This is a genomic window from Bradyrhizobium sp. Cp5.3, assembly GCF_000426265.1.
GTDB classification, from domain to species: domain Bacteria; phylum Pseudomonadota; class Alphaproteobacteria; order Rhizobiales; family Xanthobacteraceae; genus Bradyrhizobium; species Bradyrhizobium neotropicale.
Window position 1 is genome coordinate 41,024 of sequence record NZ_AUFA01000042.1, and the last position, 13,818, is coordinate 54,841.

Genomic DNA, 13,818 nt, shown 5'->3' on the forward strand with positions numbered 1-13,818 from the left:
CTTACGGCGTCACGCGGCGCGGCCGCAATAACGATCGTCTATCGACTCTATGGCGAGAGGTGATTTCCCTCGCTGGCGTTGCAAGGTCATTCTCCAAAGCATCGTCGTACCGAAACTTTCAGTGCCGCCTCAGAGACGCGATGCCAGACTGAGAAGCCAGGAGGCTCGATATGCAAAGCAACGGCGTAAGTGCAGCCGCAGTAACTGGTACGGAGGCCGCCTATTTCGCTGTGCCGTGGGAAGATGCCTACGGATACGCACACGCGATCAAGATTGGTCACACGATCCATGTTTCCGGCGAGCTCAGCCACGACGAGAGGGGGAACCTGATCGCGCCTGCATCTCTCGATGAATCCGGCAAGCCGGCCCAGTCTCGATGATGGAACAGCAGATGCGGGCGACTACGCCAATGTGGCAACGCCGGACAACGTCGTCGAGGAGACGGAGAGGCGGATGATGTCAGATAGCGCCGCGTCCATTCCACTTCGCACAGTCGCTCCGGATGACCGCGTTCTGGCACGTGTGTTCGCCGCTTACGTGGCGTCGGCGACAATCTGGCTCGTATTCACCACGGCCGTGGGACTCCTAGTCAGCTTCAAATTCGCCTATCCGGATTTCGCGACCACGCCGGCGCTGTCGTTCGGACGGCTGCGTGCGATCCACACCAGCGGAACATTTTATGCGTGGGCGAGCCAGGCGCTGATCGGGCTTGCGCTGTTCGTCGCCGCGCGCAGTTCGGGCGCGAGGCTCTACAGCGAGCGCCTCGCATGGATCAGTCTTGCGCTCCTTAATCTCGCCGCGGTGCTGGGCACGGTCACACTCGATCTCGGCTTCACCTACGGCCAGGAGTATCGCGAATGGCTGTGGTGGATTCGTGTAGTCCTTGGACTTGGTTTGATCACCGCGGTCTGGAATATGATCGCCACTGTCGAGCACCGGGATGGCAAGCATATCTATATTTCCAACTGGTATACTATCGGGGGCACGCTGTGGACGATTGTAATGGTCGTGGTGTCGATTCTGCCATGGTACCAGTTCGGACTGGGTCAGGTCGCAGTACAAGCCTTCTTCATGCATAACGCCGTCGGACTATGGTTCACGCCCCTATCGCTCGGTGTGTCCTACTATGCGCTGCCCAAGCTCCTGAATCGTCCGATCTATTCGTATTCGCTCGGCGTCTTTGCATTCTGGACCAATCTCATCTTCTATCCGATCGTCGGCGCTCATCATTTTGAATTCAGTCCACTACCGTGGTGGCTGCAGACTACGGCCATCGTCTTCAGCGTGGCCATGCTGGTTCCGGTGCTGAGCGGCAGTGCGAACTTCCTTCTCACCTTCCGGGGGCGTCACGAATGGACATATCGCTCGCCCGCGGTGTTCATCCTAGTCGGCGTCTACGGCTATCTACTGGGTTCGACGCAAGGCACATTGGAGGCATTCCGCTCGCTGCAGCAGCTCTGGCATCTGACCAATTACACCGTAGGGCACTCGCACCTGACGATGTATGGCTTCGTAACCTTCGCGATCTGGGGCGGCGTCTATGCACTGTTGCCGCGCGCCACCGGCAAGCATCCCTACAACCTGGCCATGGGCATCCATTTCTGGCTGTCTGCCATCGGCGTTGCCATTTACGTTGCGGCGCTGTCGGCCGCCGGCACCATTCAGGGACTCGATTGGTTTCGAGGACTCACCTTCATCCAGTCGGTGGAAGATGCCGCGCCATACTGGTTGTGGCGCTCCGTCGGCGGCTCGCTGATGTTCGCCGGCCATCTCATCTTCGCTTTCAACGTCTGGACAATGACCTACGGTCGGTCCTACGCCGAGCCTTCCGCAGCCAAGACGGTGCCGGCATGAACAGGTCATTGGCGATTTCTGGCGGTTCAACGCTGATCTACGTTGGATTGGCGATCCTTATGGGCGTGTTGCCGGGAATCTGGCTATCGAAGGTACCTCCGACGCCGGGACTTAAGCCACTGACCCCGCTTGAGGCGCGAGGTCGTGATGTCTATGTCGCGGAAGGCTGCTTCTACTGCCATACCCAGCAAGTACGACCGCTCTCCGGAGACAAGCCCTTTGGCCGTCCGTCTGCGCCGGGCGATTATGCGTACCAGACCACGGAATTGCTGGGTTCGGAGCGCAACGGTCCCGACCTGAGCAATATCGGCACGCGGCAATCGAGCAGCATATGGCAGTACATCCATCTCTATCAGCCGCGCGCAGTGGTGCCGCAATCGATCATGCCGGCCTTTCCCTGGCTGTTCAGGGTTGTGGACAAGCTACCTCCCGGGGAGAAAGCGGTGCCATTGCCGCCGCAGTTCGCGCCAGGCCGTACCGTCGTCCCCAGCGACGACGGCAAGGCGCTGGTGGCCTATCTGTTGTCGCTGAAGCAGCCCGTGCTCGTCCCGACGCAGCCCGGCGCCCCGCCTTTGGGTCCTTCGACCGGCCCCCTGGGGTTTGATGCCACCAAGGGTGCAGCATTGTTCGCCGACAATTGCGCATCCTGCCACGGCGCGGAAGGCAAGGGTGTACCGGGAACGTTTCCGCCGCTCGCCGGCGATCCGGTGGTTAACGCCGCCAATCCCACGGCACACATTGGCGCTGTGCTGCACGGACTTAGTGGAAAGGTGATCAACGGCCAAAAATATGAAGCCCAGATGCCGGCGTTCGCCGATCAATTGTCTGATCAGCAGATCGCCGATATCATCGACCACGAGCGCTCCTCATGGGGCAATCGTGGTGCCTTGATCACCGCGGCTGATGTCGTCGCGGCACGCGCCAACGAGCCACTGCAGAAGCAGGCAACGCCGCCGGAACTGTCCTCGCCGGTAGCGGCTCCGGCACCGACGTTCGATGCCGCGGAAGGATCGAAGCTGTTCGCCGACAACTGCGCCATCTGTCACGGTGCCGAGGGCAAGGGGGTGCCTGGCGCATTTCCGCCACTTGCGGGCGATCAGGTCGTTAATGCCACTGACCCTGCCGAACACGTCACCACCACGCTGCGCGGGCTTAGTGGCAAGGCGATCAACGGCCAGAAGTACGAGGTGGAGATGCCGCCGTTCGCTGACAAACTCTCTGATCAGCAGATCGCGGATATCATCGATCACGAGCGCACTTCATGGGGCAACCACGGGCCGTTGGTGACGCCTGCCGACATCGCAAAGCTCCGCGCCGAGAAATAGGAGACGACGATGACCGATACGATTACCGCCTGGATTCTCTCGGCGCTTGGCTACCTCTGCACTGCACCTGCGACGGCTAGTGGCGCCGGCGATCATAGTCTTGCCGGGCCACTACTCGGCAATGTGCTGGTTGTGGGCGGGGCTGGGCTCGTGACCCTCAGCTGCATCGTGGCGGCGCTGCGGATGCTCATCGACCCCGGTGAACGGGACCCCAATCATCCAAAATATCGCGTCCTGCACGCCGACCGTTAGAGGAATGCAACACGTGTCCGATCCGCGCATCCGCATCTACCTCGACGAAGCGTCCGATCCGGTCACCGATCAGCGGCCGCCGACCGAGATAGCGCTCGACACCAAGAGCCTTGCCGACGGCGAGCACGGCCTCCGCATCGAAGCCCAGGACGCCACCGGCCAGGTCGGCGTCCGACGCCTTCGATTCCAGGTCCGCAATGGCCCCGGGATCACGGTCAGCGGGCTTGGTGATGGGGCCGTCGTTCACGGTACGGTGCGCTTCATGGTCAACGCGTTTGGAGCGGAAGAGCCGTTCGAGCCGCACCGGGCGGAATCGCCCTCGCCGATCCCGGTTTGGGTGTGGGTACTGAGCCTGCTGATCGTTGCTTGGACAGCCTGGTATGTCGCAACCCTTTGGAACGCTCCGGCCGATTACGCGAAAACACCAACCTATTCCACGTCAATGAATCCATTCGAATAACGCACCCCGATCAAACGAGCTCAACGGTGAGTTGTGGCTGCTGACCTATCCGGATATCCGCAAGACAGAACGAATATACGCGTTCATGACACACTGCGTCGAGGCGATCAGAAAGCGACGCGATCTGATCGAGAGGCTTTGGCTCTTGACGACGGAGGCTTCCCTTGGGTTAGCGTGATGCCGCACCTGATATTTCGATCACCGTTCTACTACCTTATCGTTCCGTTATGGACACAGGTGATGGCAGCTCACGCGCAGCGTTTCAGCTCGACCCCTTCGACTTGAAAGGATGCATTGACGCATTCGGCGCACTCGTATCCGAAGGCGCAAACTCCATTCTCGTCTGAACCGGCGCTCTTCGTTCTCGACTTGGTCCAGCGCCTTTCGAAAGTTGCGACCTATTGGCTGCTTCTCCGTTTCGGGCGAGTGTGGGCTTATGAAATACGGTCCGAGGGAAGATGCTCATGAAGACCACCGCACCAGAGTTCTGCCGTGCGGCTAAACGAGCAGGCGCCGATTTTACAGCTACTTACGCAGCACTAGAAGTCGGCGAACTACTCAAGAAGCAAGAGGTTTGATCGTGGAAATTCGACTCGGTACCAGGCGAAGTGATTTGGCCCGCTGGCAAGCCAATCACGTCGCCGATCTTATTCGTAGCGTTGAGCCGGCCGCTGAGGTGCGAATGGTCTTCGTTAGTTCAGTTGGCGATAAAGATCGACGGTCGGGATTTCAGCAGATGGGCGGCATCGGAGCATTCACGAAGGAGAGCGAAGACACGCTTCTGCGCAACGAAGTTGACCTGGTCGTTCATTCCCTCAAAGATCTTCCGACAAAATTGCAGCCCGGCTTGGTATTGGCGGCCGTTCCCAAAAGAGAGGATCCTCGCGACGCGATTTGCGGCGTTACACTAGATCAGCTACGACCGGGGCTGCGCGTCGGCACTGGATCAATTCGTCGCAAAGCTCAACTTCTCGCTCTGTGCAGTGGTCTGGATATTCGACCCATCCGAGGGAACGTTTCTCCAAGGCTGCGTAAGGCAAAGAACCGAGAGAAAATAGACGCGACTCTATTGGCAGCGGCGGGGTTGTCCCGGCTAGGATTGCTACATGAGGCCTCACAGATCTTAGACGCGCATGTTTTCCCGTATGCAGCCGGCCAAGGTGCTCTCGCGGCCGAAGCTCGCGAAGAGGATACGGCACTCATAGCGCTGCTTCAAAAGATTGAAGACCGGCAGTCGCGCACCGAAGTGGATGCAGAGCGCGCATTAATGAGAAGTCTCGATGCGGGTTGCAGCCTACCCGTCGGGGTCTCTGCCACATGGCTCGCCGGGACATTAACACTTCGAGGACAGGTGACTCATCCGGACGGCCAAACGAAGATTGCCGATGAAAGCGTGGGTCCGGCCGATCAAGCCGACGCAATAGGCAGAAGTCTCGGGCATAAACTTCTTCAGCAAGGTGCGGTGGAGATATTGAAGGCTGCGCCCCGTAACGTGGAAGAGCAAAGGCCAATCTGAATTCGTTACCTGGACGGACGCGGTGGCCGAGCGTGCCAAGCATCGCATCGACGAGAGAGTTCTCATCCCAGGGCCCGTCGTAGCGCCGCCGGTTGATGTAGAAGGCCGGCGTGAATCTCACCCCGCTTGCGCGTGAGCTTGCGACGTCCGCCTCCACCCTCGCCCTCGCGCGCCGCATGGCGTCGCTGTCGCCGAGCGCGAATTCAGCGTTCACGCCGAGGTCGGCGGCCACCGCGACGAGGTCGTCCTCTGTGAGCTGCATCGACCTCGTCATCAGCTTGATGTGCGCGGACCAGAACGCCTCGGGCGTCTGGGCAAGCTCAACGGCGTAGCAGACGCGGTCGCCGAGTTGGTCGCGTGCTTGCGCGATGCGGTCGTTGGCAGCCCTGCAGTGCGGGCAGGCGTAGCTCCCGTACTCGACGAGCGAGATCTCGGCATCGGCGACGCCGAGCATGTGGTCCGTCTTGCGGTCGACCGGACGGTCGAGGCGGCCGGGCGGGATCATGAGCTCCACCGCTGAACCGGTCTCCAGGCCCTCGCGCCGGCTACGAGTCCGGCGTAGCCCGTAGTATGTTCGGGGTCGATGGGGCATTGCGCGCGGACCCGGACCTCATGCCGGTTTTGCATCGTTCCCTCTCCTCGACCATCAGACGGTAGGCTAGCGCGGCTTCGTGGACCGTCGCGAAATTCCGACTGTAGATGAAACAGCCCGCACCCCAAGTCATGCGGGCGTAGTAGGGTTTGCGGCGGAACGGATAGTCCGTCCGCTTGCGGACGCCGGGGAAGCCGTGCTTGTTGCTCATATCAGCTCGAGTTGTTCGAGGCGCTGTTCCTAGCCGGCGCGTGGACGTCGAACGAATTCGCCAGCATGATTGCATCCGGGTTGACGACGTGGAATGCTCCGCCGTTGGGTGACGGCGTGCACACGATCTCCGTGCTGACGATACTGCTCTGCACCGCCGCATCGCCGACGCGCGGGAGAAAGAGGCGTACCAGCGTGCCGGCACCTCGCTCGCTCTCTAAACTGACCGCGCTGCCTCCTCCCTCGGCGAAGCGCCGGAACTGGGGGAGCGCCTGCGAGAGGACCTCCTCGGGCATGCCCTCCCCGTCATCGGCGATGACGATCACGACGAACCCGCCGATCGACTCGGAGCATGGTCGCGCAGCGTCGAGGAACTGCCGGCTGAGCGACGAGCCTCGCGTGATCGCGTGCCGCATCCTGCTGCCGATGGTCTTTCGGCACGCGGCGTCGCTCTGGCGCTCAAGCAGCCGCAGGCCGAAGTCGATCACGGCGAGAAGATTGTTGACGTCGTGGACCACGAACTGCGCCACGTCCCCGATCGCTCTCACCCCTCCGGCCCGCCGGAGGGGAGCGCGCCGCGCTTGTGGGGCGGTCTGGCACAGGACTCCGGAAATCTCGCCGTCACGCCCGACGAGCGGAATCTCCGCGCACCTGGACGCGATGCCGCCGCTGCTGCCATCGTGCATTCTCCGCACCCTCGCGCTGAATGCGCGCCGTACTCCAAGCGAGACGCCGGCGCTGTCCGCGAGCACGACGACATCCTCCAGCGGAAGGCTTTCGGCAGGACCGGGGAATGGAACGCCAATTGTCTCTTTGATCTGCATATCGGACCTCCCGGCCTGCGATCGTCCAACGGAACCCCGACTTCGGCCCGTAGACGAGGGCGGGCGACGATCGAAGATTGAGTGCATGACGGTGGAAAGGAAAATCACCTCTCGCCATGGAGTCGATAGCCGACCGTTATCGAAATGGACTGCCAGCGGCTGGGGCGCCACAGGGCTGTGCGCCGTGTCTGCCTGCGAGGACTCGCCGAGCAAACCGTGGCGGATTGCGGGGCAACGAGCGCAGTGGTCCAGGGCGCGCCGATGTCCCTAAGACGGGCGTGGTTACATCTTCAACTGAGACTCAGCATCGGCAGGATTAAATAGCGCCGCCTGACTAACCTGTCGCGGACCCATCATCGATTCACATCTCCCGTCGACCACGCATTCATAATCGGCGAGTTCGTAGCGCATGATTCGAGCCCCCAGTTTGGTAGTTTGAATCACGGGGGTTCGGCCAAACGCAACGCTCTTGGCTGGCCCCGGTGTGGCGCTTATAGGCAGAAGCGGACATCAACCCGCCGACAACCCCGGCTGAATTCGTCGAAAATGACCCAGAGCTGAACTCGGGGCAGCGCCGCCTGTTCTTTGGACGCTTACGCGCTCAACTCAGTAAAGGTTTCTACGTTCACCGGCAGGGTGAACTGAAATGTGACTCCGTGGGCTAAGTTTGGCGTTGCCCACAACCGTCCTCCGTGAGCATCCACGATCGAGCGGCAGATTGAGAGTCCCATGCCCATGCCGTCCGGCTTGGTTGTATAGAATGGATCGAATAGACGGTCGAGTTTTTCGGGGCATATACTTGGCCCTGAATCTCGTACAGAGACGAGCACGCCAGTTGACCCATTCATCGAGGTACTGATTGACAATTCGCGTGGCTCTTGGCTGCCCTCACTCAGTGCGTGGACGGCGTTGACGATCAAGTTGAGGATCACTTGTTGCAGTTGGACTCGATCTCCTTGAATGAGCGGTAAGCCCTCCGCGAGCTGTGTCTGCACCGAGACGCCGTTCTTCACAATTTCGCCGCGGGTCAGGGCGATGACCTCAAGGATTGCTCCGTTGATCTCTAAGGCATCCTTCCGTGGAGGCGCCTTCTTGATTAGGGTACGGATTCGCCGGATGACGTCGGTGGCTCGGTTTCCTGCCTTGACGGTGTCACCGAGCGCCTGCCGGGCCTCCTCCAGATTTGGCGGTTGGGCGTTTAGAAAGCGTAAGGCAACTTGGGCGTTGGTAACCGCCGCCGCAGTTGGCTGATTGACTTCATGGGCGATCGAAGCCGTGAGGTGCCCCATGGTTGCGACGCGGTTCGCATGCGCCAGCTCCATTTGAACCTCGCGGTATCGCCGCTCGACCTCACCTTTTTCGGCTTCCGCCTGCTTGCGTTCAGTCAGATCGAGCACGAAAGCGACACCTTGATTCCCCGTATCCTCCAAGCTCGCCGCACCGACCAGGACGGGCACGCGGCTGCCATCCTTGCGAAAATATTCTTTCTCGAATGCCTCCGCGGCGCCGGTATTTTTAACCTCTTGAACCGTCTGTCGGTCGCGGTCGCGCCATTCCGGCGGCGTCAGGCCCGTCCAGCACATGCGACCCGAGACGAGATCCTCACGGCCGTATCCCACCATGTGGAGAAACGCGTCATTGGCCTCAATGATCCGACCTTCGAGATCATAGATAAATATGCCGATGATGTTGGCGTCGATCAGGCGACCCAGTCTCGTCTCCCGTCTTCGAAGTTCGACGAGAAGTTCGATGAAGCCGATAGATACGGAAATCACCGCGAACAGAATGACCAGCCAAATGAGGTCGCGATCAAGGGCCCGCATGGCCTCCATCGCTTCGTCCATCCCAATTAGCATGGGAACGATGTGCATGAACGCGAGGTCGGTCGCGTAAAATAAAGCAATAGCCAGCAGTCCCGAGTTGATCAGGAGCAGGCCGATTCGCGGCCGTCCGAAGCGCTGTCCACGACTGATCAGTCGGCAACGCCATATACCATAGACGGTAACTGCTATGATCAAGAGATCGATAGCCGTCATCAGCGGCACGGAATCCAAGATCATGGCTTCGCCTGGAACTCGCGGTCGAATGAACCTCGGTCACCATGTCACAAGCGCAAAGTATAAGGCCAGTGATGCGGAACGGCTAGGGCGCGCTGGCACATTGTGACCGGCGCGATGTCCATCCCATTCGCGTCATTTGCTGCTTCTGCACAAGTGCGGGCGCTATCGGGATCGAAGCGGACATCGATTGGTAGCGAGCACTGCCCGGCTCAGTCGCGAGTGACCCGGAACTGACCTTCCCTGGCCATCGAGTTGACTGGAAGCAACGCGCCGCCGATCATTTCACCGCGCCATCTTTCTCGAGCGCGGCAAATACGGGATTGAGAAAGCGCCTTTGGCTCGCGGTTCAAGCCGCGCGCCGGATCGAGACCGAGCCGGCCCGCCAATACAAGGTGCGCACTCATTTTGTGAAAGGGGGAACGGCAGGCCGCAGGGCGTTCACCGTCCCGGCCCGGTCGCATAGCTGCGGGGGTTTCCTCCTCCTCGCGGCACACAGTCACGAACGCCGCGCGCCGCGGTCCCCGCCCCTAGGGGAACGTCAGGCCGAAAGCGGCCGGGTCGGACTGCTCGCCATCCCGGGGGACCAAAAAGCGCTCCAGCCCACCCGGCACGAAGCTGAGCAGCAGGGTCGCCTGGTCGCCGACCACCTCGATCGTATGCGGCACACCGCGGGGAAGAGCCGCGTAGGCGCCCGGCCCCACCTCGACGCGGGCATCGCCGACCCGCGCGATTAGCTGCCCCTGCACCACGTAGACCAGTTCGTCCTCGCGCGAGTGGGTGTGCAGCGGCGGCTCCTCCCCGGCCCGCACCGTCCACAGGACAGCGCCATAGTCGCCTCCGGACTGGCTGCTCTCCACTTTCATCTCGACGCTCGAGCCCCCGCTCGAGGTCACCGTCTGGCCGCCGTGGGGCGGCGTGAGAACCGGCTGCTGGACTGACATTTGTAGCCTCCTGATCGTGTTAAAGATGACCGCCCACCACCCGACGAGAATGACCTTGCAACGGCGGCGAGGGAAATCACCTCTCGCCATAGAGTCGATAGAGGATCGTTATTGCCGCCGCGCCGCGTGATGCCGTCGCGAGGAATGCCACCAGCCGCATCTGCAGAGACTTCTAAACCCGTTGCCGGCCTTGGACCAATCGAGGTTGCGCGTGCCAACGGCCGCCGTCCTTGGCCATGACGCCGCTCCTACGGTGGATTTATCGTGCGCCACGTCGCCGACCGGATGCCGGACCGAGGTAAGAGAGGGAAAGACATCGCCATTTTTGCAGATCGGGCAGGATGCCTACAGAAAAATTTCGAAAATCCGGAATTGCGTTACGTGGGTAACGACCAAGCTGCTCTTGCACGCTCAGGTCTGGTGGCGGCACGAAGCCAAGTCCCCCGCCCCGCCACTCGATCCGAGCTGACCCGGACGCGCTACGTCGCCTCTTGGCCCGAGGCGACATCGCTTGGCGGCCCACTCAGGTCCGGTATTGGGGAGTGAAGCAAACCCCTTCGCCACAATATTCGACCGCTGCTTCTGACCCCCGACCGGACATCCGCGGCGCGGAACAATTAATTTCAATTCTCGTCCGCAAAGCTCCCATAAGCATGCCGTTGATTGTACGGACGCTTAGTGCCGAGTTCATCGATTAGCGATATCCATCCCGGAGCGCGTCGAACTCGCGCGGCGGCTGCCCGGTCAACCGACTGAACACGCGCGAGAAGGCGGCAGCGCTGTCGTAACCGACCTGCGCCGCGACACTCTTGACCGGTTTGCCCTTGCCGAGAAGCTGGCGCGCGATCGTCATGCGCCAGACCGTCAGGTACTCAATTGGCGTCAGGCCGACCAGCGTCCGAAAATGATCGGCGAACCGCGTGCGTGACATGCCCGCAACGTCGGCCAGATCCTCAAGCTTCCAAGGCTTCTTCGGCGCCTCGTGCATCGCGGTCAGCGCCTTGGCCAGGCGTGGGTCGGCGAGCCCGGCGAGCACGCCGGTCGAAATGGCGCCGCTCTCAACGACGTGACGCACGATTAGGATCAGGAGATAGTCGAACAGCCGGTCGAGCGCCGCCTGGCGGCCACCACCTTCGGAGAAGGCTTCGCCGACCAGCAGATCACAAACTGGGCCCAGCGCCGGATGAGCAGCGAGCGGCAGGACCACACATTCAGGCAGGCCCTGGCCAATCGGGTTTCCCTCCGCGCCCCCGAGTTCGACGGTCGCGCATACGAGGTCGGCTCCGCGCTCGGGATCAACTGCGAAACTGTGGGTCCGCCCGCGGGGCAAAAACAGCAGGGTCGGCTCAACGAGTTCGAGGTCGGCTTGTCCGTCCTGGGTGACCGTGAGCGCGCCTGCCTTGAACAGGTGCAAATGGCCCACACCAGTGAACTGCAACGTCTGGCACAGGTTCCCGGTGAAGAACGTCCGGGCCGTCGGCGTTACGTGGGCGAACAGGCAGCGAAGGGGTCCATCGGGACGATCAGCAAAATTATTGGCACCAGGCGTCACCCATAGTCTTCCATATGAGCGGTGTGCAAGTCCCCAGGCCTTGATCAACCGGAGAGTCTCATGAATATTCGCTTCGTCACAAAGACCGTTCACGCCTTCCTCGACTATCCCGTCGCGCTCAGCCTGATGGCAACGCCGTTCCTGCTCGGACTCGGCCATGCCAATCCGCTGGCGCTCTGGATGTCGGTCGCAACCGGCGTCGCCGCCCTCATTCTGACCCTGTTCACCGATCACGAGACCGGTGTAGTTCGAGTGCTGCCATATGGGCTGCATGTCGCGGTTGACCGCCTCGTCGGCATTACTTTCGTCGCCGTGCCCTTCGTGCTCGGCCTGCAGGGGCTGGACGCCTGGTACTACTGGGCGAACGGTGCCGCGGTTCTCCTCGTCACCTTCGTGCTCAACGCGCCCGAAAGCGGGGAGCGCGCGCTGAAGTCGGCGCACGCCTAAGAGCCTTTGCTAACATCATGTGACAGCGGCCGAGTTAACCCTCGGCCGCTGCCGGTGCTTGAACCACCCAGGTTCGCTCGCCAATAGCGATCAGCTTCGCTGCGGTGCTCCCATGCCCCCTGGGCGTGTCACCACGAGCGGCAGTGAAAGGAGTTCGCGCGCAGTGGCGCCTACGCTCTCGCTGAATAAGCGCATCTCACGCGGCGTCGGATTCCTCGATCGCATCTTCGGCCGGGGCCGCGCTCGAAGCCGGGGCGCGCTGCGCTCTGGAGCGGTATTCTGACGGGTCGCTGCCGTAGTACCTGCGGAAAGTGCGCGCAAAGCTGCTCCGGCTCTGATAGCCGGCGTTTAGGGCGACCTGGTCGATCGACAGTGCGTTGGCCGCGAGCAGGTCAGCAGCGTGGCGCATCCTCACGCGGCGCAGCAATGACATGGGCGACTCTCCGAAGGCGGCGGAGAACCGCGCCATGAAAGCTGAGCGGCTGAGACCGACGGCGTGCGACAGACTTTGAACGGTGTGCGGAAGGGACGGGCGCGAGGCAATCTCGGCGAAAGCCCGTGCGATCGGCGGGTCGCTCAGAATCGAAAACCGCTCCACCCACGCTTTCGTCGAGACTAAGCAACGCCGAAGCAGCGCAAGCAACACGAGCTTCAGCAGCGCCGCCGACATCGGCCCTCCACCGACGTCCTGGGCCGCGAGCTCGGCCATTGCGTAGGCCATCACCTGGTCGAGCTGGTCGCGCACGTCAAACGTCTCGACAATGGGCGTTGCAAGGGATGCGAACAGGTCCAGCGCTGGTCCATAGTTGGCTCGGAAGCTCCCGCACGCAAGCACCAGTGTCGGCTCGCCGTCTCCGACGGTGTGCCGGTGCGACGAGCCCGGCGCGAAGGCGCTTTCGCCGTGCTTGCCGACGTTCCGTGGTGCGGTCGGGCGCTCCGTCGCGGCGATTGTCATTGCTCGCCCAGGCGGGACGATCACCAGCGTGTGCGGCGTCAGACGTATGGGCGTTTCATGGTCCAGGAGGATGAACCCGGCTCCTCGAAGGCAGTAGTGGATGGTGGAGGCTTCCGCGCGGGCAACCGCCAGGTGGGCACCCGCCGCAAGCGTGCACTCCGACAGCCTGACGAAGGTGATGTCCAACGTGGTCATCAACTTGTCGAGGTCTTGTCGCGATATACGCCAGAACGGCTCACCTGCCACGTCCAGAAGCCTTTATGGTGCTCAGGTCCACATCAGCTCGGCTCCGCGATGCCATCTCGCGCAGGCAGCCAGCCTGCGCAACTCGGCGAAGGGTCCTTTCGCGCTCCAACCTGATCTGGGATTTTGATCGGTTCGGTCTTTCGTTGCCTTCGACTGAAGACGCTAAACAAATAGCCGGTTGCGGCTGACCGAGTAGTGGTTGCAGCCGAATTAGATAAATTCAGCCGCAACATGAATAGTCCGGCTGAGAGTCAGGGGATGTCCCGATCGCTGTTGAACTAGGTCGGGCCGACGTTGCCGGAATGAATGTTACGCGGCCCTCGTGACGTGGGCAACGGGGTTGATCGTCATGCGATTGTGGCGAGCTTGAAGAGCCGCACGCAGAACCGACAATTGCTTATGCGCCTTCAATCGTCGGAAGCCCTTGTTGGCCTCGATCATGCCGGCCGCGACCCATCGCAAGGCCATACCGGCATCCCGCCAGCGTTTGACGTTGCGCGTGACGCGGCGAATGGTGCCCATCATGTTCTCGGCGATGTTGGTACAGGCGAGCGATCGACGAAGCTCCTTCGGCAACTTCAACC

At 61.5% G+C, this 13,818-nt stretch carries 12 protein-coding genes and 2 pseudogenes; 7 read left to right on the forward strand and 7 right to left on the reverse strand.

What is annotated here, in order from left to right:
• Nucleotides 1-170: 170 nt before the first annotated feature.
• From K289_RS49315 to hemC, 6 genes are all read left to right on the forward strand, one after another.
• Nucleotides 171-380, forward strand: coding sequence for a hypothetical protein (locus tag K289_RS49315; RefSeq protein ID WP_198024822.1), 210 nt, complete (start codon nucleotides 171-173; stop codon nucleotides 378-380).
• Nucleotides 349-1,854 (forward strand): cbb3-type cytochrome c oxidase subunit I, encoded by a 1,506-nt coding sequence (locus K289_RS0134175; RefSeq protein ID WP_245284074.1) that lies wholly within the window; start codon nucleotides 349-351, stop codon nucleotides 1,852-1,854. The genes K289_RS49315 and K289_RS0134175 overlap by 32 nt, the downstream gene beginning before the upstream one ends.
• Before the next feature lie 8 nt (nucleotides 1,855-1,862).
• Entirely contained in the window at nucleotides 1,863-3,179 is a 1,317-nt protein-coding gene (locus K289_RS49320) for a c-type cytochrome (RefSeq protein WP_245284075.1), read from the forward strand.
• A gap of 9 nt (nucleotides 3,180-3,188) precedes the next feature.
• Nucleotides 3,189-3,431: a hypothetical protein gene (locus K289_RS0134185; protein WP_027555572.1), complete on the forward strand. Its 243-nt coding sequence runs from the start codon at nucleotides 3,189-3,191 to the stop codon at nucleotides 3,429-3,431.
• 4 nt (nucleotides 3,432-3,435) lie between these two features.
• The gene (locus K289_RS0134190; RefSeq protein WP_245284076.1) at nucleotides 3,436-3,891 is read left to right on the forward strand and encodes a cytochrome C; all 456 of its coding nucleotides are present in this window, start codon (nucleotides 3,436-3,438) and stop codon (nucleotides 3,889-3,891) included.
• A 580-nt stretch (nucleotides 3,892-4,471) separates the two neighbouring features.
• Nucleotides 4,472-5,407 (forward strand): hydroxymethylbilane synthase, encoded by a 936-nt coding sequence (gene hemC, locus K289_RS49325; protein ID WP_084788830.1) that lies wholly within the window; start codon nucleotides 4,472-4,474, stop codon nucleotides 5,405-5,407.
• A gap of 64 nt (nucleotides 5,408-5,471) precedes the next feature.
• On the opposite strand, the pseudogene K289_RS50945 reads toward hemC, so the two are convergent.
• The 5 genes and pseudogenes from K289_RS50945 to K289_RS0134225 form a co-directional block, all read right to left on the reverse strand.
• Nucleotides 5,472-5,999, reverse strand: a pseudogene (locus K289_RS50945) (DsbA family protein); the annotation flags it as partial.
• Nucleotides 6,000-6,211: 212 nt separating this feature from the next.
• Nucleotides 6,212-7,033 (reverse strand): hybrid sensor histidine kinase/response regulator, encoded by an 822-nt coding sequence (locus K289_RS51855; protein WP_051311091.1) that lies wholly within the window; start codon nucleotides 7,031-7,033, stop codon nucleotides 6,212-6,214.
• A gap of 593 nt (nucleotides 7,034-7,626) precedes the next feature.
• Nucleotides 7,627-9,093, reverse strand: a complete 1,467-nt coding sequence (locus K289_RS46125) for an ATP-binding protein (RefSeq protein ID WP_051311093.1) — start codon at nucleotides 9,091-9,093, stop codon at nucleotides 7,627-7,629.
• A 527-nt stretch (nucleotides 9,094-9,620) separates the two neighbouring features.
• Complete coding sequence (locus K289_RS0134220) at nucleotides 9,621-10,034, reverse strand: cupin domain-containing protein (RefSeq protein ID WP_027555576.1); 414 nt, start codon at nucleotides 10,032-10,034, stop codon at nucleotides 9,621-9,623.
• A gap of 694 nt (nucleotides 10,035-10,728) precedes the next feature.
• Nucleotides 10,729-11,634, reverse strand: a complete 906-nt coding sequence (locus tag K289_RS0134225; RefSeq protein ID WP_245284077.1) for an AraC family transcriptional regulator — start codon at nucleotides 11,632-11,634, stop codon at nucleotides 10,729-10,731.
• Nucleotides 11,635-11,646: 12 nt separating this feature from the next.
• Here K289_RS0134225 and K289_RS0134230 point away from each other — a divergent pair, with 12 nt between their 5' ends.
• Nucleotides 11,647-12,033 (forward strand): hypothetical protein, encoded by a 387-nt coding sequence (locus K289_RS0134230; protein WP_027555578.1) that lies wholly within the window; start codon nucleotides 11,647-11,649, stop codon nucleotides 12,031-12,033.
• 196 nt (nucleotides 12,034-12,229) lie between these two features.
• Here the strand turns inward: K289_RS0134230 and K289_RS46130 are convergent, their stop codons facing one another.
• A complete protein-coding gene (locus K289_RS46130; RefSeq protein ID WP_051311095.1) occupies nucleotides 12,230-13,183 on the reverse strand; it encodes an AraC family transcriptional regulator in 954 nt (317 codons plus the stop codon).
• A gap of 360 nt (nucleotides 13,184-13,543) precedes the next feature.
• Nucleotides 13,544-13,818, reverse strand: a pseudogene (locus tag K289_RS0134240) (IS256 family transposase); the annotation flags it as partial.

Excerpts from the sequence above, each read along its gene's own strand:
- K289_RS49315 (WP_198024822.1), top strand. The coding sequence starts at position 171 with ATGCAAAGCAACGGCGTAAGTGCAGCCGCAGTAACTGGTACGGAGGCC.
- K289_RS0134175 (WP_245284074.1), top strand. The coding sequence starts at position 349 with ATGAATCCGGCAAGCCGGCCCAGTCTCGATGATGGAACAGCAGATGCG.
- K289_RS0134185 (WP_027555572.1), top strand. The coding sequence starts at position 3,189 with ATGACCGATACGATTACCGCCTGGATTCTCTCGGCGCTTGGCTACCTC.
- K289_RS0134190 (WP_245284076.1), top strand. The coding sequence starts at position 3,436 with ATGCAACACGTGTCCGATCCGCGCATCCGCATCTACCTCGACGAAGCG.
- K289_RS51855 (WP_051311091.1), bottom strand. The coding sequence starts at position 7,033 with ATGCAGATCAAAGAGACAATTGGCGTTCCATTCCCCGGTCCTGCCGAA.
- K289_RS46125 (WP_051311093.1), bottom strand. The coding sequence starts at position 9,093 with ATGATCTTGGATTCCGTGCCGCTGATGACGGCTATCGATCTCTTGATC.
- K289_RS0134220 (WP_027555576.1), bottom strand. The coding sequence starts at position 10,034 with ATGTCAGTCCAGCAGCCGGTTCTCACGCCGCCCCACGGCGGCCAGACG.
- K289_RS0134230 (WP_027555578.1), top strand. The coding sequence starts at position 11,647 with ATGAATATTCGCTTCGTCACAAAGACCGTTCACGCCTTCCTCGACTAT.
- K289_RS46130 (WP_051311095.1), bottom strand. The coding sequence starts at position 13,183 with ATGACCACGTTGGACATCACCTTCGTCAGGCTGTCGGAGTGCACGCTT.